18 protein-coding genes are annotated in these 21,948 nt (G+C 71.0%); 9 read left to right on the forward strand and 9 right to left on the reverse strand.

Annotated features, from left to right (window positions below; genetic code table 11):
- The first annotated feature begins 134 nt into the window (after window positions 1-134).
- Entirely contained in the window at window positions 135-1,220 is a 1,086-nt protein-coding gene (locus K8625_RS11350; RefSeq protein ID WP_223782727.1) for an energy transducer TonB, read from the forward strand.
- A 54-nt stretch (window positions 1,221-1,274) separates the two neighbouring features.
- On the opposite strand, the gene K8625_RS11355 is transcribed toward K8625_RS11350, so the two are convergent.
- From K8625_RS11355 to glgC, 3 genes are all read right to left on the reverse strand, one after another.
- Window positions 1,275-2,717: an MXAN_6640 family putative metalloprotease gene (locus K8625_RS11355; RefSeq protein WP_223782728.1), complete on the reverse strand. Its 1,443-nt coding sequence runs from the start codon at window positions 2,715-2,717 to the stop codon at window positions 1,275-1,277.
- A gap of 44 nt (window positions 2,718-2,761) precedes the next feature.
- Complete coding sequence (locus K8625_RS11360; RefSeq protein WP_223750744.1) at window positions 2,762-3,643, reverse strand: HmuY family protein; 882 nt, start codon at window positions 3,641-3,643, stop codon at window positions 2,762-2,764.
- A 268-nt stretch (window positions 3,644-3,911) separates the two neighbouring features.
- Window positions 3,912-5,159, reverse strand: a complete 1,248-nt coding sequence (glgC, locus tag K8625_RS11365; protein ID WP_223750743.1) for a glucose-1-phosphate adenylyltransferase — start codon at window positions 5,157-5,159, stop codon at window positions 3,912-3,914.
- Between the two features lie 304 nt (window positions 5,160-5,463).
- Between glgC and K8625_RS11370 the strand changes: the two genes are divergently transcribed.
- The 4 genes from K8625_RS11370 (at window position 5,464) to K8625_RS44420 (ending at window position 13,051) form a co-directional block, all read left to right on the forward strand.
- Window positions 5,464-6,474, forward strand: a complete 1,011-nt coding sequence (locus K8625_RS11370; protein WP_223782729.1) for an SIS domain-containing protein — start codon at window positions 5,464-5,466, stop codon at window positions 6,472-6,474.
- Window positions 6,471-7,637, forward strand: a complete 1,167-nt coding sequence (gene nagA, locus K8625_RS11375; protein ID WP_223782730.1) for an N-acetylglucosamine-6-phosphate deacetylase — start codon at window positions 6,471-6,473, stop codon at window positions 7,635-7,637. Before K8625_RS11370 ends, nagA begins: the two co-directional genes overlap by 4 nt.
- A gap of 160 nt (window positions 7,638-7,797) precedes the next feature.
- Window positions 7,798-9,825, forward strand: a complete 2,028-nt coding sequence (locus K8625_RS11380) for a glycosyl hydrolase family 18 protein (protein ID WP_223782731.1) — start codon at window positions 7,798-7,800, stop codon at window positions 9,823-9,825.
- Window positions 9,826-10,030: 205 nt separating this feature from the next.
- Window positions 10,031-13,051 carry an Ig-like domain-containing protein gene (locus K8625_RS44420; RefSeq protein ID WP_370641904.1) on the forward strand — a complete coding sequence of 1,007 codons (3,021 nt, stop codon included), beginning with the start codon at window positions 10,031-10,033 and terminating at the stop codon, window positions 13,049-13,051.
- A gap of 64 nt (window positions 13,052-13,115) precedes the next feature.
- On the opposite strand, the gene modC is transcribed toward K8625_RS44420, so the two are convergent.
- Genes modC through modA form a run of 3 tightly spaced genes read right to left on the reverse strand, consistent with a single transcriptional unit; the run spans window position 13,116 to window position 15,618 of the window.
- Window positions 13,116-14,186, reverse strand: coding sequence for a molybdenum ABC transporter ATP-binding protein (gene modC, locus K8625_RS11390; RefSeq protein ID WP_223750739.1), 1,071 nt, complete (start codon window positions 14,184-14,186; stop codon window positions 13,116-13,118).
- Window positions 14,183-14,860, reverse strand: coding sequence for a molybdate ABC transporter permease subunit (gene modB / locus K8625_RS11395; RefSeq protein WP_223750738.1), 678 nt, complete (start codon window positions 14,858-14,860; stop codon window positions 14,183-14,185). The genes modC and modB overlap by 4 nt, the downstream gene beginning before the upstream one ends.
- Window positions 14,857-15,618: a molybdate ABC transporter substrate-binding protein gene (gene modA, locus K8625_RS11400; protein WP_223782732.1), complete on the reverse strand. Its 762-nt coding sequence runs from the start codon at window positions 15,616-15,618 to the stop codon at window positions 14,857-14,859. Before modA ends, modB begins: the two co-directional genes overlap by 4 nt.
- 119 nt (window positions 15,619-15,737) lie before the next feature.
- Between modA and K8625_RS11405 the strand changes: the two genes are divergently transcribed.
- Both K8625_RS11405 and K8625_RS11410 read left to right on the forward strand, forming a co-directional pair.
- A complete protein-coding gene (locus tag K8625_RS11405; protein WP_141333126.1) occupies window positions 15,738-16,247 on the forward strand; it encodes a MarR family winged helix-turn-helix transcriptional regulator in 510 nt (169 codons plus the stop codon).
- Between the two features lie 102 nt (window positions 16,248-16,349).
- A complete protein-coding gene (locus tag K8625_RS11410) occupies window positions 16,350-17,858 on the forward strand; it encodes a trypsin-like peptidase domain-containing protein (protein WP_223750736.1) in 1,509 nt (502 codons plus the stop codon).
- On the opposite strand, the gene K8625_RS11415 is transcribed toward K8625_RS11410, so the two are convergent.
- Together K8625_RS11415 and K8625_RS11420 are read right to left on the reverse strand one after the other, a co-directional pair.
- Window positions 17,839-18,489: a YdcF family protein gene (locus K8625_RS11415; protein WP_223782733.1), complete on the reverse strand. Its 651-nt coding sequence runs from the start codon at window positions 18,487-18,489 to the stop codon at window positions 17,839-17,841. The two genes, K8625_RS11410 and K8625_RS11415, sit on opposite strands and share 20 nt — an antisense overlap.
- Before the next feature lie 35 nt (window positions 18,490-18,524).
- Window positions 18,525-19,886, reverse strand: coding sequence for a hypothetical protein (locus tag K8625_RS11420; RefSeq protein ID WP_223782734.1), 1,362 nt, complete (start codon window positions 19,884-19,886; stop codon window positions 18,525-18,527).
- 160 nt (window positions 19,887-20,046) lie between these two features.
- Between K8625_RS11420 and K8625_RS11425 the strand changes: the two genes are divergently transcribed.
- Entirely contained in the window at window positions 20,047-20,430 is a 384-nt protein-coding gene (locus K8625_RS11425) for a hypothetical protein (RefSeq protein WP_194869560.1), read from the forward strand.
- Window positions 20,431-20,541: 111 nt separating this feature from the next.
- The gene (locus K8625_RS11430) at window positions 20,542-21,093 is read left to right on the forward strand and encodes a hypothetical protein (RefSeq protein ID WP_223750733.1); all 552 of its coding nucleotides are present in this window, start codon (window positions 20,542-20,544) and stop codon (window positions 21,091-21,093) included.
- Here K8625_RS11430 and K8625_RS11435 read toward each other — a convergent pair.
- The gene (locus K8625_RS11435; RefSeq protein ID WP_223782735.1) at window positions 21,080-21,922 is read right to left on the reverse strand and encodes an endonuclease/exonuclease/phosphatase family protein; all 843 of its coding nucleotides are present in this window, start codon (window positions 21,920-21,922) and stop codon (window positions 21,080-21,082) included. The genes K8625_RS11430 and K8625_RS11435 overlap by 14 nt on opposite strands.
- Window positions 21,923-21,948 lie beyond the last annotated feature (26 nt).

Here is a 21,948-nt window from a genome sequence, read left to right on the forward strand (position 1 = left end):
GGGCTCGCGCGCGTGAAGGCACCGGGCTCCCCGTGTCGCGCGGAGGACAGCGGACCGCGTGCGCCGGGACGACCTTCGACACGCCTTGGGCACACCTTTATGCGCGAGGGCGGCCCGCGCTAGCGTGCGGCGCGATGAGATTCGCAAACTTCGTCCTGGGCGCCGTGCTGTCGGGGCTCTGCGCGTGCAGTCACTCCCGGCTGGGTCCCACTCTGCCCGCGAGCCACGGCCATCTGTCCCGGACCATGGCCCAGTACCTGGATCCGAAGACGGAAGGCCTGGAGGTCCAGGCCGCGCTGGGGGTTCCCTCGCACAGCGTCGAGACGAGCGTCGTGGTGGAGCCCGCCGAGGCACCGGCCATCTTCGCCGAGGCCGTGCAGGTGCTTTCGGGCAAGCCCACGGAGGAGCATGTGCGGCAGGCCTCCGCGGACCTGTCCGCTGCGTGCGACGCGGCGCTGACACAAGCGTGTGACTACCTGCGCACGAACTTCCAGCCGCCCAGGCGAATCGCGGGTGAGCCGCCAGGGTTCCCCGAGGAGGCGATGCGGGAGCGGGCCATGGCGGTGGTCATTGTCACCTTCCAGCTGGGCGTGGACGGCCTCCCCCGCCATGTGCAGGTGCTGGAGTCGGCGCCGTATGGGCTCACTGAGGCGATGCTGACGTCGGTGAAGGGGATGCGGTTCCAGCCCGCGATGCTGGCGGGGCATCCCATCGAGATTCCGTATCAACTCCAGATGAACACGCGGTTCCCCGGGGCGAAGCTCACGCCCCAGGAGGAGCTGGAATGGGGGCGCACGCGGGCGGCGCACTTCCCGACCAGCCCGGCGGCCTGGGCACATGTGGCGCGCGCCTACGCACGCGACCTGCCCGAGGACCCGCAATACGAGCGCGCCTTGAGGAAGCTCACCGTCCTGGCCCCCAATTACTGGTGGGCCGCGACGGAGCTCGCGTGGTTGCATGCGCGCGCGGGCCGTTACGACGAGGCCGCGCCGCTGGCGCGCGTGGGTCGGAAGATGGCGTCCCACAATCCCTACGCGCTGGAGACGAGCGCCCTCGTCGCCTTCCACCAGGGCCGCTGCCAGCAGGCCGTCCAGGAGCAGCAGCAGGCCGTCGCGAAGCTGCCCGCCAAGTGGCCTCGCGAGGAGCAGGAGCGCTTCCAGCGCGTGCTCACCGACTACCAGCGCCAGTGCGAGACCGCACCCACGCCCGCGAGCCACTGACGCGGCCGCCCATCGCATTCGAGAGGCGCCCCACGAGGAGGCGCCTCACCGCCGCTACGACCGCCGTCGCCGTCCCAACCCCACGAACACCAGCGCCGCCCAGCCCAGCGCACCGGGCGCGGCCGCACAGCCACTGTCGTCGTCATCGTCGGGAGTCTGGGGCACCTCGGGCTCAGGCTCGGGCTCCGGTGTCACCTCGACACACGGCGCGCCGGACGTCTCACCCGTGAGGCACAGCGTGCCGTAGCGGCCCGTGCCCTCGTGGCGACCGTCCACCACCGCGATGATGACCCGGCTCGCATCTGACGCCGTCACGTTCGCGGTCAGCGTCCCCGGCCCATCCACGCGCGTCACCCGCAGCACCGCGGTGTCCGTCACCGCCGCCACCAGCAGGTGCTGCTGCGACGAGTTCGCGACGTCCCGAGGCACATACCGAGCCCTCACCCGCTCCGAGCCACCCGGCACCTCGAAGTAGCGCGCCGACGCCGTCGTCAACCGGACGCCCTCCTCCTGATAGGGCAGCGTCTTCACGGCCGGCTTGAGCCCCTCGTAACCGCCACCCCGCGCGTAGCCCTGTGACGCATTCGCCCGCGCGCCCGTGGACAGGTTCCACGTCGAGAACTCCGTGAACGCAGCGTCGAAGCTCAAGCTCCAGTCGCGGCTCAGGAGGCGGTCCACCACCACCGGCCACCGCACCTCCGGCGAGGTGACGCTCTGCTCCCACAGGCGCAGGATGGCCGCGTCACCCACGCGCTCGCCCAGGTACTGGAAGAACAGGCTCGCGCCATAGCTGAAGGACGCCGCCGGCCCCGTGGGGTCCTGCACCAGGCTGGAGTCCGTGCGCGACAGGTACGACGCGGAGAAGTGCTCCAGGTCCTCCAGCGACGCGTCGAACCGCTCGCTCGCCCACACCGCCGTGCCCTCCGTCACCACGCCGCCCATGCCCGTCCGGTACGCGGACTGCACCGCATGGAAGAACTCGTGGCTGGCGAGGATGTCCACCGCCGTCTCGTACGAGGGGTAGTCGTACCCCGCGAAGTCGTTCTCCTGGAGCATGTGCCCCACGCACCGCAGGCCCGACTCCGTCTCGCAGTCGTCCAGCCGGAACGCCCCGTCCGCGACGCCGGCGAAGTCCACCAGGTACACGTCGAACAGGCCGTCCCCGCCGTTGTCCGCCACCGCCGCGTCGCTGCCCGGCAACACGAAGCCCAGGCTCACGTAGAAGTCCGCGACGCGCTCATACGCGCGCCCGACGACCTCGACGGCGTCGGGCACGCCGCTGCCATCGGCGTCCCCCGCAGGCACCGCGTTGAGCCCGACGCGGGAGAAGTGGATGCGGAAGCGCCCCTTCGGGGACACCACCGACTCCACCTGCTCACCCGCGCCGAAGCTCGGCGGCACCGCCAGGGGCGAGGTGGGGCGCGCTCCCGCCTGCTGCCCCTGTCGCCCCTCGGTCAACGTCTCCGGACGCTCGTGCGGCGCCCGCGTCGACTCCACGGGGCCACATCCCAAGGGAAGCAGCAGAAGCCACGCCCCGAGCCTCACGGCAGGAACGCCCACTTGATGCGGATGGAACCCGAGCCGCTCGGCGTCGGCGCCGCGCCCGTCTCGTTGCACGTCTGCTGCGCGGCGGGCTCGTAGTAGCCCATCACCTCCAGCTTCACGTGACGACCATCCGCCAGGCGCACCGCGAACACCTGCCCCGTCATCTGCACGCAGCGCACCGGGTACTCCCAGAACGCGCCCAGCGCCGTCTTCGGACCGTTCAGGCCCGAGTCATCCGGGATGAGCGTGCAGGTGCCCGAGGAGTCGTCCCACCACTTCTCCGTCTCGAACGTCCAGGACGAGTCCACCGCCGCCACCTGCGCGAACGTGGTGCCCTCGGCGACCTTCGCCACCGACACGCACGACGGACCCGACGTGCCGCTGTTGACGCGCATCGTGTAGCGACGCACCGCGATGTCCCAGTCCTGCGACACCAGCGCCTGGTGGTCGTGAATCTGGACCTGCTCGGCGCCCGTCGCCGTGAACCGCAGGTACGTATAGGACATCGTCGGGTTGAGACCGCCCGCGGTGGAGTCCACGAACGTCAGGAACTCGCCCGACGTCGTCCCCTCCTCACGCACCACGCCCGTGTTCACCACCGTGCGCAGCGACAGCGTGTCGATGGTCTGCTCGGCGCAGTTCACCGTCGTCGGGCCACACACCTGCGGCCCCGCGTCCGGCGTCCCTGAATCCGGCGTGCCCGAGTCCGGCGTGCCCGCGTCGTCCTGCTGGCCCGCGTCCGGCGTGGGGTTGGGCGTGGGGTCCTTGTCGTCATCTCCGCAGCTCGCCAGCAACGCCAACGACATGACCACGGCGACCAGGACCCACAGGCCCTGCTGTCCGGCGCGCCTCGGCAACGCCTGCTCGGTATGACTCATCTTCGTATCCCTCTTCCCTGAACGGACTGCGTGACGTGCCCACCGGAGCGGGGGCCCCGGCCTTCCTCGTCGAGGGCCCCCCTTCACGCGCGCGCACACCGCACGCCCCGAGGGCTCCACCTCACTCGACAGGGCGGCACCCTACTTGATAACGATTCTCATATTCAATATTGGATTTTGAACCCCGGAAACCCGGATGAAGACAGGACAAGCCCCGCGAAGGCCTCGGGAGGCCTCCTGGGAGGACGGGGAGCGGAGGCGGCGGGGGCTACTCGAAGCGGTAGCCCTTGGGCACCACGACGATGCCGCTCTCGGTGACGGTGAAGCCCCGGGCGCGGTCGGCGTCCAGGTCGTAGCCCACCTTCGCGTTGGGCGGCACGCGCACGCCCTTGTCGATGATGGCGTTCTTCACCTGGGCATGCCGGCCGATGTCGACCTCGTCGAAGATGACGGAGCGCTGCACGCTGGCGTAGCTGTTCACGCGCGCGCGGCGGAAGAGGATGCTCTCGCGCACCACGCCGCCGGAGATGATGCAGCCGCCGGCCACCATGGAGTTGAGCGCGCGGCCCACGCGGTCACCGGACTCGTGGACGAACTTGGCGGGCGGGCTGTACTCGCTGGCGGTGCGCAGCGGCCACTCGGCGTTGAAGATGTCAAACTCCGGGTTCACCGACACCAGGTCCATGGACGCCTCGTGGTACGCGTCCAGCGTGCCCACGTCGCGCCAGTAGGTGTTGGGCCCCGTCTGGCCGGGGATGGGGTTCCTGGCGAAGTCGTACGCGTGGATGTGATAGCCGTCCTTGAGCGCGCGCGGCAGCACGTCCTTGCCGAAGTCGTGCTGCGAGCCCTCCGACTTCGCGTCGATCTCCAGCAGCTCCGCGAGCACCTTGCTGCGGAAGATGTAGTTGCCCATGCTGGCGAGCGCGGTGTCGGGCCGGCCGGGGATGGGCTTGGGGTTCTTGGGCTTCTCCTGGAACTCCGTCACGCGGCCGCGCTCGTCCACCTGCATGACGCCGAAGCGGTGCGCGTCGGCGAGCGGCGTGGGGTACGCGGCGATGGTGATGTCGGCGCGCTGGGCCTCGTGCTGCTCCAGCATGTGCGCCACGTTCATCTTGTAGATGTGGTCGCCGGAGAAGATGGCCAGGTGCTCGGGGCGGTGGTTCTCCACCAGGTGCATGTTCTGGTAGATGGCGTCCGCGGTGCCCCGGTACCAGACGGGCCCCAGCTCCTCGTACAGGTACATCTGCGCGGGGACGAGCGTGATAAAGTAGTCCGACAACAACACCGAGCCGAAGCGCCAGCCGCGCTGGATGTGCTCCGTCAACGACTGCGCCTTGAACTGCGTCAGGACGTAGATGGAGTAGATGCCGGAGTTGATGAAGTTGTTGAGCGCGAAGTCGATGATGCGGAACTTCGAGCCGAAGGGCACCGCCGGCTTCGAGCGTCGCAGCGTCAGCGGCGCCAGCCGGGTTCCCTGGCCTCCGGCCAGCACCATGCCCAGGATTCGCGTGCCCATGTCGAGGTGTTGCCTCCCTGGCGCCGCAGTATAGGGGGCCCAGGGAGGTTGTCCGTTTTCGCGGCGCGCGGGCTCGGGATGTCCGCGTGCGTCAACGGGGCCGGACTCCCGCCTGGAGCGACGCCTGGAGGGCCGTCCATCGACGGACACTCGGTCCAAGGCGGATGGCTCACTGTCGAGCAGCCGGCCACGAGGAAGTGGAGCAAGTCCGCGTCGCGCCCTATCTCTTGAGCGAGGCCCAGGTGTCTTCGTGGAGTCGAGCGTGAGCGGGACATGGAGTCAGGAGTCGAGTCGATTGCCCATCATGGCGCGCGAGGCAGCGGAGGCTCCCGGGGTCGCCCGGCTCCAGCTGGCACGGAGCGAGGACATGTTCGTGGCGCTGGGGGAGCGGCTGCGGCGCCAGCCACCTCGCTTCGTCGTCACCTGCGCGCGGGGCAGCTCGGACCACGCGGCGGTCTACGGGAAGTACCTCATCGAGACGACGCTCGGCCGCGCGGTGGCCTCGGTGGGCCCCAGCGTGGCGTCCATCTACGGCGCGCACGCGCTGGACCTGCGCGACTCGCTCTTCATCGCCGTCTCGCAGTCCGGGCAGAGCCCCGACCTGCTGCGGCTGACGGAGGCGGCGAAGGCCTCGGGCGCGCTCGTCGTGGGGTTCGTCAATGACGCCTCCGCGCCGCTCGGCGCCTTGTGTGACGTGAGCATCCCCCTGGACGCGGGCCCCGAGCGCGCCGTCGCCGCGACCAAGTCGTACCTGCTCTCCGGCCTCGCGTTCCTGCGGCTGGCGGCGCACTGGTCCGCAAGCCCCGCGCTGCACGAGGCCGTCGCCGCGCTCCCGGAGGCCCTCGCCTCGGCGTGCGCGCTCGACTGGTGGCCCGCGCTGCAGACGCTCGTCGACGCGCAGAGCCTGTATGTCGTCGGCCGGGGCAGCGGCCTGGGCGCGGCGCTCGAGTTGGCGCTGAAGCTCAAGGAGACCTGCCGCCTGCACGCCGAGGCCTTCAGCGCGGCCGAGGTGGCCCACGGCCCGCTCGGCCTGGTGCAGCCGGGCTTCCCCGTCATCGCGCTGGGACAGGAGGACGGCTCCGCCGAGGGCACGCGCGCGGTGGTGCGCCGGATGATGGAGCTGGGCGCGGAGGTGCGCACGGTGCTCCCCGTCCCCGGCGCCGCGACGCTGCCCAACGTTCCTGGTGTTCCCCTGGCGATTGCGCCACTGTGCCAGGTGCAGAGCTTCTACCTGGCGGTCCACCGGCTCGCCACGGCGCGTGGAATGGACCCGGATGCCCCCGCGAACCTTCGCAAGGTGACGGAGACGGTGTGACCAGACACATCCTCACGGGCTCGCGCGTGTTCACCGGCGAGCGCATCCTCGAGGGCCACTCGGTGGTGCTCGACGCCGGACGAGTCGCCGCCGTGGTGCCGCGCCACGAGGCGCCCGTGGGGCTCTCCACCCGCGAGCTGCCCGCAGACACCCTGCTCGCCCCCGGCTTCATCGACCTCCAGGTGAACGGCGCGGGCGGGGTGCTGTTCAACGACTCGCCCACGGTCGACGCGGCGCTCACCATCGCGTCCACGCTGCGCCGCTCGGGCACCACGAGCCTGCTGCCCACGTTCATCACCGATGCACCCGAGCGCACGCGGCTCGCCTGTGACGCCGCGGCGCGCGCGCTGGAGCAGCCCGGGAGCGGCGTGCTCGGCGTCCACCTGGAAGGCCCGTTCATCAGCCCCGAGCGCCCGGGTGTCCATGCGCCGCACCACATCCGTCAGCCCGGAGCCGAGGACCTCGTGTCCCTCGTCGCGCTCAGCGAGCGACTGGTTCGGGCTGGGGGCAGGCTGTTGATGACGCTCGCGCCGGAGCGCGTGGAGGACCTGTTCCTCCAGAAGCTCAGCGCATCGGGCGCGGTGTTGTTCGCGGGCCACACGGCGGCGAGCTACGAGCGGACCGTGCAATCACTTGCGTCGGGTGTGCGCGGCTTCACGCACCTGTTCAACGCGATGCCTCCGGTGCAGGGGCGACAGCCCGGCCCCGTGGTCGCGGGCTTCGAGTCCGATGACGCGTGGTGCGGCGTCATCGTGGACGGCGTCCACGTGCACCCGGCGAACCTGCGCCAGCTCCTGAAGGCCAAGCCTCGCGGCAAGGTCTTCCTCGTCACGGACGCGATGCCTCCCGTGGGCACGCAGGAGACGACCTTCACGCTGTATGGACAGAGCATCCTGCGGCGCGACGGACGGCTGGTCACGGAGGACGGCACGCTGGCCGGCGCGGACATCGACCTGGCGTCGGCGGTGCGCAACACCGTTCGACTCCTGGGCGTGCCTCTCGAGGAGGCGCTGCGCATGGCCTCGCTCTACCCCGCCCGGTTGCTCGGTCTGGAGTCGCAGCTGGGCGGGCTCGCGCCTGGCCAACGCGCGAACCTCGCGCTGCTGCGTGACGACGTCAGCGTGCTCGCCACCTGGGTGGATGGAAACGAACAGTGGCACTGAGCAGGTGACGCTCGCGTCACTTCCGGTGGCTGCGTGTTCTTCCACTCACACCATTCATTGCGTGAGGCTTTGACCCGGAAAATCCGGTCCACGCCTCCTTCCTGGAAACGAGTTCCCGAGCGGTTCCGGACTCGCGTCCAACGAAGCGAGGAGAGCAAGCATGCGTCGCAGCAAGTGGTTCATTGGACTGATGGTCTCGGCCCTGTCCGCGAGCGGGTGCGGAGAGGTCTCCCCGTCACACGGCGAGGGCCAGGGCAGTGTGATGCGCGCGCCGCTCGTCGCCGAGTGGGCGGCGGGCGTCGCCTACGCGACGGGCGCGCAGGTCACCTACGGTGGACGGCTCTATCAATGCCGTCAGGCGCACACCTCGCAGGCGGACTGGACGCCCGTGGCGGTGGCCGCGCTGTGGCTGGATTTGGGACCCGCGGGCGGCGGGGACACCACCGCGCCCACCGTCACGCTGAACGCCAGCTCGACGAACGTCACCGCGCCGGGGACGCTGACCCTCACCGCCACGGCGACGGACAACGTGGGCGTGGACCGCGTGGAGATTCTCGAGAACGGCACCGTGGTCTCCACGAGCCTGAGCTACTCGCGCAACTTCTCCAGCTCCGCGCAGAACGGCTCGTACACGTACACCTTCCGCGCCTTCGACCAGGCCGGCAACGTGGGCACGCGGCAGGTCACCGTGCAGGTGGCCATCTCCGTCCCCGGTGACACCACCGCGCCCACCGTCACGCTGAACGCCAGCTCGACGAACATCACCGCGGCGGGGACGCTGACCCTCAGCGCCACCGCGACGGACAACGTGGGCGTGGACCGGGTGGAGATTTTGGAGAACGGCGCCGTGGTGTCCACGGCGCTGAGCTACTCGCGGACCTTCTCCGGCCCGGCGCAGAACGGCTCGTACTCGTACACGCTGCGGGCGTACGACCAGGCCGGCAACGTGGGCACGAAGCAGGTCACCGTGCAGGTCGCGATTCCGGGACAGCCGGGTGGCGGCAAGCGCATCGTGGGCTACTTCACCCAGTGGGGCATCTACTCGCGCAATTACCAGGTCGCGAACATCCCCGCGGCGAAGCTGACGCACATCAACTACGCCTTCTCGAACATCTCGGCGGACGGGCGGTGCGTCCTCGGTGACTCGTTCGCGGACATCGACAAGGGCGGCGGCTGGCCGGGCGAGTGGAACCCGGGTGCGCTGCGCGGCAACTTCCGCGCGTTCCAGGAGCTGAAGAAGACGCAGTCGCACCTGAAGGTGCTCATCTCGGTGGGCGGCTGGACGTGGTCGACGTACTTCTCGCAGGTGGCGGCGACGCAGGCCTCGCGGGCCGCGTTCGTGAAGTCCTGCATCGACCTGTTCATCAAGGGCCAGTACCCCGGCGTGGACCCGGCGAACGGCGTGGGTGTGTTCGACGGCATCGACATCGACTGGGAGTACCCGGTGGGTGGCGGCCTGCCGGGCAACACCAACAGCCCCGCGGACAAGCAGAACTACACGCTGCTGATGGCCGAGTTCCGCAACCAGCTCAACGCGGTGACGGCGCAGACGGGCAAGCCGTACCTGCTCACCATCGCCACGGGCGCGTCGCCGGACCTGCTGACGAACAAGCAGGAGACGAAGAACCTGTCCAACATCCTCGATTGGATCAACGTGATGAGCTACGACTACCACGGCTCATTCGAGAGCACGGTGAACTTCCACTCGGCGCTCTACCGCGTGACGGGCGACCCGGCGGCGGGGACGGGCTTCTACACGGACGGCTCGGTGGCGAAGATGCTCGAGCTGGGCGTGGCGCCGGACAAGATTGTCGTGGGCGTCCCGTTCTACGGCCGAGGCTGGGGCGGCGTGCCGAACGTGAACAACGGCCTGTTCCAGAGCGGCGTGCCCACCAAGGGCACGTGGGATGACGGCCAGTCGGGCCTGACGGGCGTGTTCGACTACAAGGACATCAAGGCCAACTACGAGCGCGCGGGCTCGGGCTACACCAAGTTCACCCACCCCGAGGCGAAGGAGGCCTACGTCTACAGCCCGACGACGAAGGTGTGGATTGCGTACGACGACCCGTCCACGCTGAACGCGAAGTCGGACTACATCCTGAACAAGAACCTGGGCGGCGCGATGTTCTGGGAGCTGAGCGGCGACGACGGCACGCTGCTCGACACGCTGTACCAGCGACTGCGCTGAAGCCGGTGAAGCACGGGGGGCGGAGCCTGGGTCTCGGCTCCGCCTCCGCGTGCAACCGCGCCCATGCGGGCGGTCTGGCTTCGCGGGAGATGTCCCTCGACCCGCTTGCTCCGCGCCACCACGCCTCGTGTTAGATGGCGCCTGCGAGAAGGCGTCTCGCCAGACAAAGGGGCGTATGAAAAGCAGAGCGATGCCGAGGGGGCTCGTGGTCGCAGTCGTGAGTGGTTGGCTGCTGGCTGCTTGTGGGGGAAGTGGGAACGGAACACCTGATGGCTCGACGCAGCCGGACTCCGGGACGGACTCCGGTACGCCGGTGCCAGACTCGGGCACTCCGGACGCGGGAGCACCCGACGCGGGCCTCGCGGACGCGGGGACACCCGACGCGGGGACACCCGACTCGGGGACACCCGACTCGGGGACACCCGACTCGGGGACACCCGACGCGGGGACCCCGGATGCTGGGACTCCGGAGGACACCACGCCTCCCGACGCGCCGACGCTCCTGGGGACCACGCCCGGCTCCCCCGCCAATGACAACGCTCCTCGCATCCTGGCCAGGACCGAGCCCGGCGCGCGCGTGCGCCTCTACACCGTCGCGGGCTGCTCCGGCGCCATCGCCGGCGAGGGCACCGCGGACACCACGGGCCAGGTCTCCATCCCCGTGACGGTGTCCGACGACGCGTGGGTCTCCTTCCACGGGCTGGCCATCGACCTGGCCGGGAACGTCTCCGCGTGCTCGTCCCAGGGAGTGAACTACCGCGAGGACAGTACGCCGCCGACACTCTCGAACCTCCGGCTGTCGCCCTCGGCGGTCGCCAACGACAACGCCCCGCGCCTCATCGGCAGCACGGAGTCGGCGGCCACCGCCCGGCTCTACCTGGACGAGACCTGCTCCGGGACACCGGTCGACACCCAGGTGGCGGACGCAGCCGGCACGTTCTCCCTGCGCATGTCCGTCACGGACGACAGCGTCACGGGCACGTACGTGTCCACCACCGATGCGGCGGGCAACACCTCGGCCTGCACCGTGGGCCCCGTATATCGCGAGGACAGCACGCCGCCCGCGACGCCAGCCCTCGCCACCACCCCCGTCAGCCCCGCCAACCACAACGCGCCAGTCCTCCACGTCACCACCGAGCCGGGAGCCCAGGTGCGCGTCTTCGCGGGCGCGACGTGTGTGGGAGGAGCGCTCGCCTCTCGGACCGCCGACCATCAGGGTCTGGCCACCCTGCCACTCGCCGTGGGCGACAACAGCACGTCGAGCTACGTGGCCCAGGCGACGGACTCGGTCGGGAACGTCTCGGCCTGCTCCGCGGCGCTGACCTTCGTGGAGGACAGCACGGCACCCTCGGAGCTGGCCGCCACGGTGATGGATGGTCTCACCGGACCGGAGCTCGCCTATCAGAACAGCACCACGCGCGCGGCGGCGCGCTGGTCCGGCTTCAGCGACGCGGTGGGCATCCAGCGCTACGAGCTCGCCGTGACGTCCACCCCGGCGTGCCCCGGCAACGCGAGCAGCATCCAGGATGTCGGCGCCACGTCGTCCGCGGAGCTCACGGTGCTCACCCTGGCCGAGCAGCGCTATTACAGCTGCGTGCGCGCGGTGGACGCGGCCGGGAACACGTCGGGCTGGAAGAGGTCGGATGGGTTCATCGTGGACGTCACGCCGCCGCGCGTGGTGTCCGCCACGCCCGCCGCGTCCTCGGCCACGGCCGCTCCCTGGACCGTCATCGAGGTGTCGTTCAGCGAGACGACGCTCGACACCACCAGCGTGACACCGGCCTCGTTCCAGCTCACGGCGGACGGCAAGGCGTTGACCGGAAGCGCGGTGACCTGCGCGGCGGGCAAGTGCACGCTCACGCTGAAGCCGGGGCCGGCGTTCGGCGCGCAGGTGGGCGTGGTCCTCGACGGGGTGAAGGACCTCGCTGGCAACGCGATGACCTCTTCACACAGCTGGGGCTACTCGGTCCGCGCGGCCCAGTGGAGCGCCCCCCAGGTCCTCTCGAGCAACCCGAGCGACCACGCGACCGCCGCGGTGCTCACGATGGACGCCTCTGGTGTGGCGACGTCCCTGTACGTCAACGACGGGCTCCGCGCGCGACGACACAAGCCAGGCGCGGCCTGGGAGACGGACCAGGCCGTGGGCGCGGGGAGCCTCTCCACGTCACTTCCCAACCCGGCCGCGCTCACGACCCTGTCCGACGGCACCCCGCTCGCCGTCGTGGAGGCGTGGCCGGAGGGGAGCTCCAGCATCCGCAGGGCCTACAGCGTCCTCGCCTCGGGCGCCGACAGCAGCGTCCAGAGCTGGAGCGTGCCGCAGGTGCTCGGCGAGAACACGGGGCGCAATGCGGTGGCCACCCGCCTGGTGGCGGCGCCCAACCAGGCGGCCCTCGCCTCCTGGGTCGAGGAGAGCTCCACGCAGACCTTCCTGTGGGTACAGCCGTACGCCGGGAGCTCGGGCTGGGGAACGCCAGTCCTCGTGCGCACCATGGACAACGCGACCTGGTCCTATCTGTGGGACGGACATGATGTCGGAGTGGACTCGCGTGGAAACGGGGTGCTGGTCTGGTCCGAGCCCACCGGCCCGCTCCAGTACTCGCGCCAGGGCTTCTGGAGCTGGAGCGCGCCGACGCGTGGCGCAAGCATCGGAGGCCGCTATCCGCAAATCGCCCTGAGCGCGGATGGGACGGGCTTCGCCGTCTGGATTCGCACGTACCTCGGCGTGAACCAGCTGTACGCGAACTCCTTCCATGTCAACTCCGGCTTCGACGACCAGTCGGTAACCCTCCACACGCAGGGAACGTCCCTTGGAGAGCCAACGGTGGCCGCGGATGCGGCCGGCAATACATTCGTCGTCTGGAGTCAGTCGGACGCCAACTCCGACGCGGGGCTGTGGTGTGCTCGTTACGTGAAGGGCTCTGGCTGGCAGCCGGCCCAACTGCTCGCATCGGACTACGGCGGGGGCAATGACCTCCACGTCTCCCCCTCGGGCTCGGCCATGGTCGTCTATGGCGTCGACGAGGGAGCGGCCACGGCCGTCTGGGCTCGACGCTTCGTGCCGGGTACGGGCTGGACCGCCCCCCAGCGGCTCGATTTCGCCACCGTGAAGGGCTACCTCGGCTCTCTCGAGGTGGCCACCAGCCCACTCGGAGGCGCGGCCGTCATCTGGACGCGGCGGGACACGGGCGCGGGCATCAACTCCCTGGTCTCGGCCGTCTTCGAGTAGGCGGCGTCCGTGGATTGCCTCCGGCCCCTGGGACTGCTGGGGCCGGAGGTGAAGAGCGAGCGGCTCACCGCAGACGGCGGCACGCCGCGGTCTTCACCGCGAGGTACACACGGGCGCCCGTGCTCACGCCCAGCTCGCGCACGGAGGCCTCGGTGAGCCGCACCACCCAGCGCACGCCTTCGACATCCACGGTGGCCGCGGCCTCTCCTGCTCCCGCGCTCTCCACACCCACCACCGTGCCCGCGAGCACGTTGCGAGCGGACACTCCGGACAGCACGCCCATGGAGAGCAGGATGTCGCTCGCCGGCACCGCGTAGGCCGCTCGCGCGCCCACCGCCAGCTCCGGCGCGTCCGGCACCCAGAGCCCCAAGCCCTGCGTCACCCGCAGGCGCGTGCCGCCCTCGTCGGGACGCTCCAACACGCCCTCGAGGATGTTCTCCTCACCCTCCGCCTCCGACGCCAGCAGCCCCCGCGCCGACGCTCCCAACACCTGGGACGCCGGCCCCGCCGCGCGCACGCGCCCTTCGTCCAGGAGCACCGCCTCCTTCGCCAATACCCGCGCCTCACCCAGTTGGTGCGTCACGTACAACATCGGCACCCGCGCCTCGTCGCGAACGCGCAGCAGATACGGCAGCACCCGCTCCTTCAGCGTCACGTCCAGCGCGGCCAACGGCTCATCGAGCAGCAACAACGCCGGGTCCGTCGCCAACGCTCGCGCCAAGGCCACGCGTTGCTTCTCGCCCCCCGACAGCGTCGCCGGATAGCGATGCAGCAACGGCCCCAGCTCGAGCAACCCCACCGCCTCGTCGAAGCGCGACGGCCTCCCCTTCCGCGCGCCGTAACGCACGTTCTCTTCCGCCGTGAGGTGCGGGAACAACAGCGCGTCCTGCGGCACGTAGCCCATGCGCCGCGCCTCCGGCGGCACCTCCACGCGCGCCCCACTGTCCAACAGCACGCGCCCACCCACGACGACGCGCCCTCGCGCACCGGACCGCAGCCCCGCCAGCACCTCCAACAGCGACGTCTTCCCCGACCCCGAGCGCCCCAGCACCGCCACCGACGCGCCCTCCAGCCGCGCGTCCACCTCCAACACGAAGCGCGCCAGCGGCAATCGAACCGACAGCTCCAGGCTCACGCGCGCACCCGCCGTCCCCGCCACCGCGTCAGCCCTTCCGTGGCGTACACCGCGACGAACGCCAGCAGCGCCGCGATGCCCGCCAGTCGCAGAGCTTCCGCGTCCTGCCCCAGCTGCGTGTACTGGAAGATGGCCAGCGACAACGTCTGCGTGCGCCCCGGGATGTTCCCCGCCACCAGCACCGTCGCGCCGAACTCACCGAGCGCTCGCGAGAACGCCAGCAGCGCGCCCACCACCACCCCGCGCCACGCCAGCGGCAACGTCACCCGGAAGAACGCTCGCGCCCGCGAATCCCCCAACGTGCGCGCCACCGCCACCAACCGGGGGTCCACCTCCTCGAACCCCGAGCGCGCCGAGCGCACGAGCAGCGGGAACGCCATCACCGCGCTCGCCAGCACCACCGCCCCCGGCGTGAACACCACCTCCACGCCCATCGCATCCAACACGCGCCCCAGCGGCCCCTCGCGCCCGAGCAGCTCCAACAACACCAACCCCACCGCCGTCGGCGGCAGCACCAGCGGCAGCGCCAGCACCGTGTCCACCACGCCCCGCCCCGGCCCTCGCCAGCGCGACAACGCGTAGGCCACCGCGACGCCCGGCGGAAGGATGACCAGCGTGGCCACCGCCGCCACCGTCACCGTGAACCCCACCAACCCCACCGTGTCGGCTGTCACCGCGCCTTCGTCCCCGCGTCGGCCGAAAGCACGACGAAGCCATGGCGCTGGAAGGCCGCTCGCGCGGGCTCCGTCTGGAGGAACTTCACGAAGGCGACGCCGACCTCCGGCGCCTTGCCCTTCACCAGCGCCGCCACCGGATAGACGATGCGCGGCGCATCCGACGACGGCACCTCGAACGCCACCCGCACCTTCTTCGACTGCGCCGCGTCCGTCGCGTACACCACCCCCGCCTCCACCCGCCCCGCCTCCACCGCCGCCAACGCACCCCGCACGTCCAACGCCGGCACCACCTTCCCCTCCACGTCCTTCCACACCCCGACCTTCTCCAACCACGCCTTCGCGTACACCCCCGCGGGCACGATGCCCGGGTCCGCCAGCACCAGCCGCTTCAGCCCCTTCAGGTCCTCCGCCCTGCCCGGCGCCACCTTCGCGCCCACCGGCACCACCACCACCAGCCGGTTCGACAGCAGCTCCACCCGCGAGCCACGCCGCACCAGGCCCGCCGCCTGCACGGCCTCCATCCGAGCCACGTCCGCCGACAGGAACGCATCCGCCGGCGCGCCCGCCATCGCCTGGCGGGCCAAATCTCCCGACGAGCCCAGCGCCAGCACCACCGTGTGGCCCGTGGCCTTCGTGAAGGCCGGCCGCAGCTCCTCGAGCACGTCCGTGGTGCTGGCCGCCGCGAAGACGAGCCCCTCCTCCGCCCGCGCCAACAAGGACACGAGGAACAGGGACGTCACGTACAGCCGAAACATGGTACGCACTCCTGCACGCTCCTCTCACCACCGTCGGCGAAGGAGCGCATTGTCCGCACGGCAGCCCACGCCGTGACAACGGGTTGACCCGTGGGGCCATGCCCGCTAAGCCATACTCCGTGTCCCGGAATATCCATTCTAAAGAGGATGAGGACCTGTCGGCGGACGTGCTGAGGCTCCAGCACCTGCTGCTCGCCATGGGCCGGCGCCGTTCGCTCCGCGACCCCATCGCCGCCACGTGCGAGCAGCTCCAGTTCACCGCGCCCCAGGTCCATGCGCTGCTGTGGCTCGGCCAGGACGGCGCGCTCACGATGGGTGAGCTCGCCCGCCGGCTGGGGGTCACCGAGAAGACCGTCACGGGGCTCGTCGACCGGCTGGAGCGCGAGGGACACCTGGTGCGCGAGCGCACCGCCGAGGACCGCCGCGTCGTGCGCTGTCGGCTCACCACCGATGGCCTGCAGACCTACCAGCGGCTCGAGCGCTTCGTGATGCAGGGCATGGGGCAGTTGCTCCACATCCTCGACGCGGGCGACCGCAAGGCACTCTTCCGCATCCTGGAGAAGCTCCTGCGCCGCATGGACACGCTGGGTGCGGCCGCGGCCACGCCCTCCCGCGAGCGCTCGGCCTGATGTCCCCCGAGCGGGCGAGCAACACCCGCTCTTGCGTGCCGCCAGCAGCGAGGCGCCCCAACTCACTCCCGTGACGTCGCGTGGGCCCGAGGGAGGAACGTGATGAAGGGATGCAGAAGCACGGGAGTCCTGGCCCTGGTCCTGATGCTGTCGGCCTGCCGACGCGGCCAGGAGGAGGCGCCCGCTCCTCCGCCTGCCTCCACCGGGTCCCCGAGCGCTGAGTCCGCGCCCGCGAAGCAGGTCATGCCGCCGGACATGAACGCGGCGCTCGCGTCCGTCGCGCCGCTGGTCGCGTCGGTGCAGCCCGCGGTCGTCAAGGTGGAGGTGCGGGACGCGGCGCCCACCCGTCGCTCGCGTCCGGGCTCGCCGTGGGGTGACGAGGGACGGGGTGGGACGTTCGGTGGCGCGCTCCCGTTCGGCTCACCCTTCGAGGACCCTCGTGAAGAGGGGCCACGCCAGGGCCTCGGCTCCGGCTTCGTGGTGGATGCGCGTGGGCTGGTGCTCACCAACAACCACGTGGTGCAGGGCGCCAGGTCCATCCAGGTGCACTTCTCCGACGGGCGACAGCAGGACGCGAAGGTCGTGGGCACGGACCCGCTCACGGACGTGGCGGTGCTCCAGCTCCAGGGGAAGGTGGAGAAGCTGCCCGTGGTGAAGCTGGGCGACTCGGACGCGCTGCGCGTGGGTGACTGGGTGGTGGCCATCGGCAATCCCTTCGGCCTGGACTCGAGCGTCAGCCTGGGCATCGTCTCCGCCAAGGCGCGCGACATCCAGGCGGGCCCCTTCGACGACTTCCTCCAGACGGACGCCGCCATCAACCCGGGCAACTCCGGCGGGCCGCTGTTCAACCTCCAGGGCGAGGTGGTGGGCATCAACACCGCCATCGCGGGCCAGGGCTCCGGCATCGGCTTCGCCGTGCCCAGCACGCTGGTGAAGCAGCTGCTGCCCCAGTTGGAGAAGGAGGGCACCGTCACCCGGGGATGGCTGGGCGTGGCGGTTCAGGACGTGACGCCGGATCTGGGCGCCGCGCTGGGGGTGCCGGTGCGCGATGGCGCGCTCGTCACCGATGTGACCCAGGGCACTCCGGCGGCTGAGGCGGGGCTGCGTCCGGATGACCTCATCGTCGAGGCGGGGGGACGGCCCATCGCCTCGGGACGCGCGCTCACGCGCACCGTGGCGCTGAAGGCGCCGGGCAGCACGCTGCCGCTCACCGTGTATCGCGATGGGAAGAAGACCGAGGTGAACGTGACGCTGGGCACCCGGCCGGACCTGGAGGGCGTGGCCGCGCGACGTCCCGCCGAGGAGCCCGAGGCACCGGCGCATCAACGCGTGGGGCTCACGCTGTCGGACATGGACCCGAGGCTGGCGCGGGCGCAGGAGCTGCCTCGCGCGGGCGCGCTGGTGACGGACGTCGTCCCGGGCTCCAGCGCCGAGCGCGCGGGACTGGTGCCCGGCATGGTGGTGGTGGAGGCGTCGGGTCGGGCCGTGCGCCGCGCCTCGGATTTGGCGCAGGCCCTGCGCGAGGCCGAGCCCGGTGAGTCCGTGCTGCTGCGCGTGGCGATGCCTGGCGGCGACCGCGTGCTGCGCGCGCTCAAGGCGCCGGAGTCGTGACGTCCGCGGGCGCTCGCGCGAGCAGCACGCGTGGGTGCAGCAGCAGGGCGAGGGCCTCGCGCATCGTCCAGTAGCAGCGGTCCACCCAGCTCAGGTTGCGCTCCGTCTGGAGCGCAGGGCTGGTGAGCACCTCGAAGCCGTTGAGTCGGAAGTACTGCCGCGCGCGCAGCAGGTGATACGGGTCCGACACCACCACCACGCGCCGCGCCCCCAGCTCTCGCAGCAGGGCCGACGTCAGGCGCGCGTTGTCGTCGGTGGAGTGACTCTCCTCCTCCAGCACGCACGCCTCCGGGGGCACGCCCAGTCGGGTCGCCAGCGCCAGCATCGCGCGTGCCTCCGAGGGAGGATGCACGCCCACGCCTCCGGAGAACACGAGCCTCGACGCCACGCCGCGCTGGTACAGCGCCACGGCCTGCTCCGTGCGTGCTCTCAGCGCACCGGAAGGGACACCGCCCGCCAGCACCCGCGCGCCCAGCACCACCACCGCATCCGAGGACTCGGCGCGCTCGCGCTGACCGAAGCGGTCCACCCAGAACGCGAGGCCGAACACACCACACGTCGCCACGCCAACGGACACGACGATGAGTCGGCGGAGACGACCAGGACGGGAGCGCAGCGAAGCGGGAGGCACGCACCCCACACTATCCGCGAGACGACGCGTTTACCTCAGGGCTCGAAGCCACCGAGGAACAACTCCCACGCGCCCGCCAGCCGACCCGTGCCCAGGTCCACCGGCCCCAGCTGCGTGCCCAACACCGCGCCCGGCCCCTTCGTCGACAGCGACACGAAGTCCCTCACCGCGTCCGCGTCACCGAGCGCCTCCCGGGGAAAGCCTCGCGCCCACTGCACCACCCCATCCACGCGGTCCAGCTTCACCAGGAACAGGTTCATGCGGCTCTCCGCCACCCCCGCCATGGGGCCCGTGCCCAGGTCATCGCCCTCCTCGTATCGGCCGACGACGAGCGCCCCCTCCTGCTCGTCCAACGCGAGCCCCGTCCCCATGAAACCGAAGTCACGCAGCCAGCGAGGCGCACCCTCCGGGTCGAACGCCGCCACGAAACCCCTGCCGCCTCCAGGCTCCACCGCGCAGGTCCGCTCCAAAAACGTGAGCGGCGCGGTGAAGCCTCCCGTCACCAGCACCCGCTGCCCCCGCACCGCCACGCCCGTGGCCCGGCCCGAGCGCGTGTCGAGCCGCCGCTCCCACCGCGCCCGCCCTCGCGCATCCAGCTTCACCAGGAACGGCTGCGAGTCCAGGGCCCCACGCACACGCGAAGCCTGGAGCGCCCCCGCGACGTAGACCTGCCCCTCCGCGTCCACCGCCGCTGACACCGCCTCGCCCTGCCCTTCGTGCACATACGTCCAGAGCAGCGCGCCCTTCGCGTCCAGCTTCACCGCGGCGGGAACCCGACCCCGCTTCGCATCAAACACAGAGCCCACCAGCACCAGGTTGCCCAACCCATCCACGTCCGCATGCCGAGGAACCAGCGTGTCCGGCACCCCGAGCGCCTCCAGGCTCCGCGCCCGGATGAACACACCGTCACGTCCCAGCTCCAACAGGAACCGACCCGCCGGCAACGGCCCGCCTCCCAGGTCCGCCCCCGCCACGTTGCGCCCCACCACGAAGACGCGCCCGCGAGCGCTCACCGCGAGCACCTCCGCGAACCCGGGCAACGACAGCGACCACTGTCGCTCACCCCCCGTGCCGTAGCGCGCCACCGCGAAGGTCTCCGGTGTCACCGGCCCCGTGCGAGGGTTGAGCAGCGGACCGAAGAAGTCCGCCACCGCGGCGTCCGAGTTGAGCGCCACCACCACCTCGCCCCGCGCGTCGTGCGCGAGCCCCGCGGCCGATTCGCGCCCCGGCCCCGTCAACGGCCGCACCCACCGCGTCGCGCCCGTCGAACGCGGGCCCCGGGTGACACGCTCGACGCTCGAGTCCTTCTCCGGAGCCGGCAGCTCGTGCCGCTCACAGGCCAGGGCGAGCACCACCACCCCCCAGCCCACCCTCCAGCCCCGTCCGCCATGAAGCATCGCGTCGTGCCCCCAAACCACCTGCGCAGGCCCATGAAATTCCGAGGAAGCGTCGGGCAGGGTGGGGACCGGCGGCTGTCCGGTCGAGGGGCCCCCGGGTGCGAGATGACCAGCCGCATCTGGACGCGGGGCCCGCGCGTGGGCTCCAATCCACCGGGTGATGACCCAGGATGAAGTGGCGAAGGCGCTCTCGGACGTGGAGCTGGTGCCGTGCGCGGAGATGGCGCTGGCGGACGCGCGACGTCTGGTGGACGCATGTCTCGAAGCGGACGTCCCGGCGCTGGTGCACCGCGAGGCGTGCGCGAAGCCGGGTTGCAGCCCGAAGTTCCAGGTGCTGGTGCGCCCCGAGGACGGCGTGCGCGTGGCCACGCTGCTCCAGCAGCGCTGGATGGACAGCATCCAGCGCGAGGGCGTGCTGGCACAGGGCGCCGCGCCCTTCGTGCTGCCCGCGTCCGAGGAGGGCGAGCCCCCCTGCCCCGCCTGCGGCACCGTCGCGCCCCTGGTGGAGGGGGCGTGCGCCGACTGTGGTCTTCAGCTCGAGTAGCGACCGGGCGGCGCCTGCGGCGCGAGCCCGAGCACCCTAACCTTCCCGGGAGACACCCGGGACGGACTCCCCGAGCGCGGCCCCGCGCGGGGCAGCAGTGGAGGCACACGGATGGAAGTCAAAGGCGTGGCGTTCCTGGCACGGCAGCAGATGACGGTGCAGGCGCACGGTGAGCAGGCGTGGCGGGACTTCCTGGCGGACATCAAGAAACGCGAGCCCGTCTTCTCCCTGCCCATCCTCCCGGTGACGCGCATCCCGGTGGATGCGTTCCTCCGGTTCAACGAGGAGCTGCTCCAGCGCTTCTATGGCGGGGACCAGGGCGTGTGGTGGCAGTTCGGCGTGAAGTCCGCCGAGTACGCGCTGGGACAGGGGCAGCTCAAGGCGATGTTCAGCCCCGGCGACTTCCGCCGCTTCCTCTTCTTCACGCCCGGCATCTGGAAGGGCTACTTCACCGAGGGCGAGATGGAGGTGCTGCCGGGTCAGGGCTACACGGACCTGCACATCTTCAAGGTGCCCAAGCCGCACGTGTACTTCGAGCTGTCGGTGATGGGCTTCGCGGCGGGCGGCCTGACGTTCCTGGGCGCGAAGAACCTGAAGCACGAGGTGCTCAAGGGCTTCACGCGCAAGGACCCGGACGTGCTCTACCGCTTCAACGTGAGCTGAGCGCGGCGGTGGACGCGGACACGTCCAGGCGCAGGTCCGCCACCACCGGGTAGTGGTCGGACGCGTCCACGCGCAGCACGCGGCTGGCCACGGGCGTGAAGGCGTCACACGCCAGCACGTAGTCGATGCGCAGCGTGGGCAGGAACAGGGGCATGGGGTAGGTGCCCCGTGCTCCGCCCGTGGCGGCGACGACGTCCTTCATCTGCCGGCGCAGCAGGCGCAGCGGGTTCGAGTCCGGGTCGTCGTTGAGGTCGCCCATGAGCAGGTGGGGCCTCGTGTCCTTGGCGAGCAGGTTCGCCACGAACGCGCTCTGGCGCAGGCGCGCGCGGGCGTTGAAGGGTCGGCGGATGAGGTGCGTGAGGTAGACGCTCACCTCGCGGCCATCCACGTCCATCACCGCGTGGGCGAGCGTGCGCGGCTCGGCGCCCTGGGGGTTGGGCAGCGGGTATTGCGCGAGCGCCTCGAGCGGGAAGCGGGACAACAGCGCGATGCCGTACGCGCCGCCGTGGAGGTCCGTGGTGCGGAAGTGCGCGCGGTGGGGCAGGCCGGTGAGGCGCGCGAGGGCCTCCACCTGGTCCACGCCGCCAGCGCGGGCCGAGCCGACGTCGACCTCCTGGAGCGCGACGACATCTGGCACGGAGGCGCGGATGACGCGGGCCACGCCGTCGAGGCCGCGGGCACCGGACTGGATGTTGAAGGTCATCACCCGCAGCGTCCCGGGCTCGCGGTGCACGGCGGCCACGGGGACTTCGGGCGGGAGGAGACCGGGGCCGGTCGCACACGCGAGCGGCCCCAGCATGAGCAGCATGGGGAGGAGGCGGAGGTGCATGGGGCGAAGGCGCGATGCTACGTCGC

Origin of the sequence: Myxococcus sp. AS-1-15 (assembly GCF_020037055.1) — a bacterium.
Lineage (GTDB): Bacteria > Myxococcota > Myxococcia > Myxococcales > Myxococcaceae > Myxococcus > Myxococcus fulvus.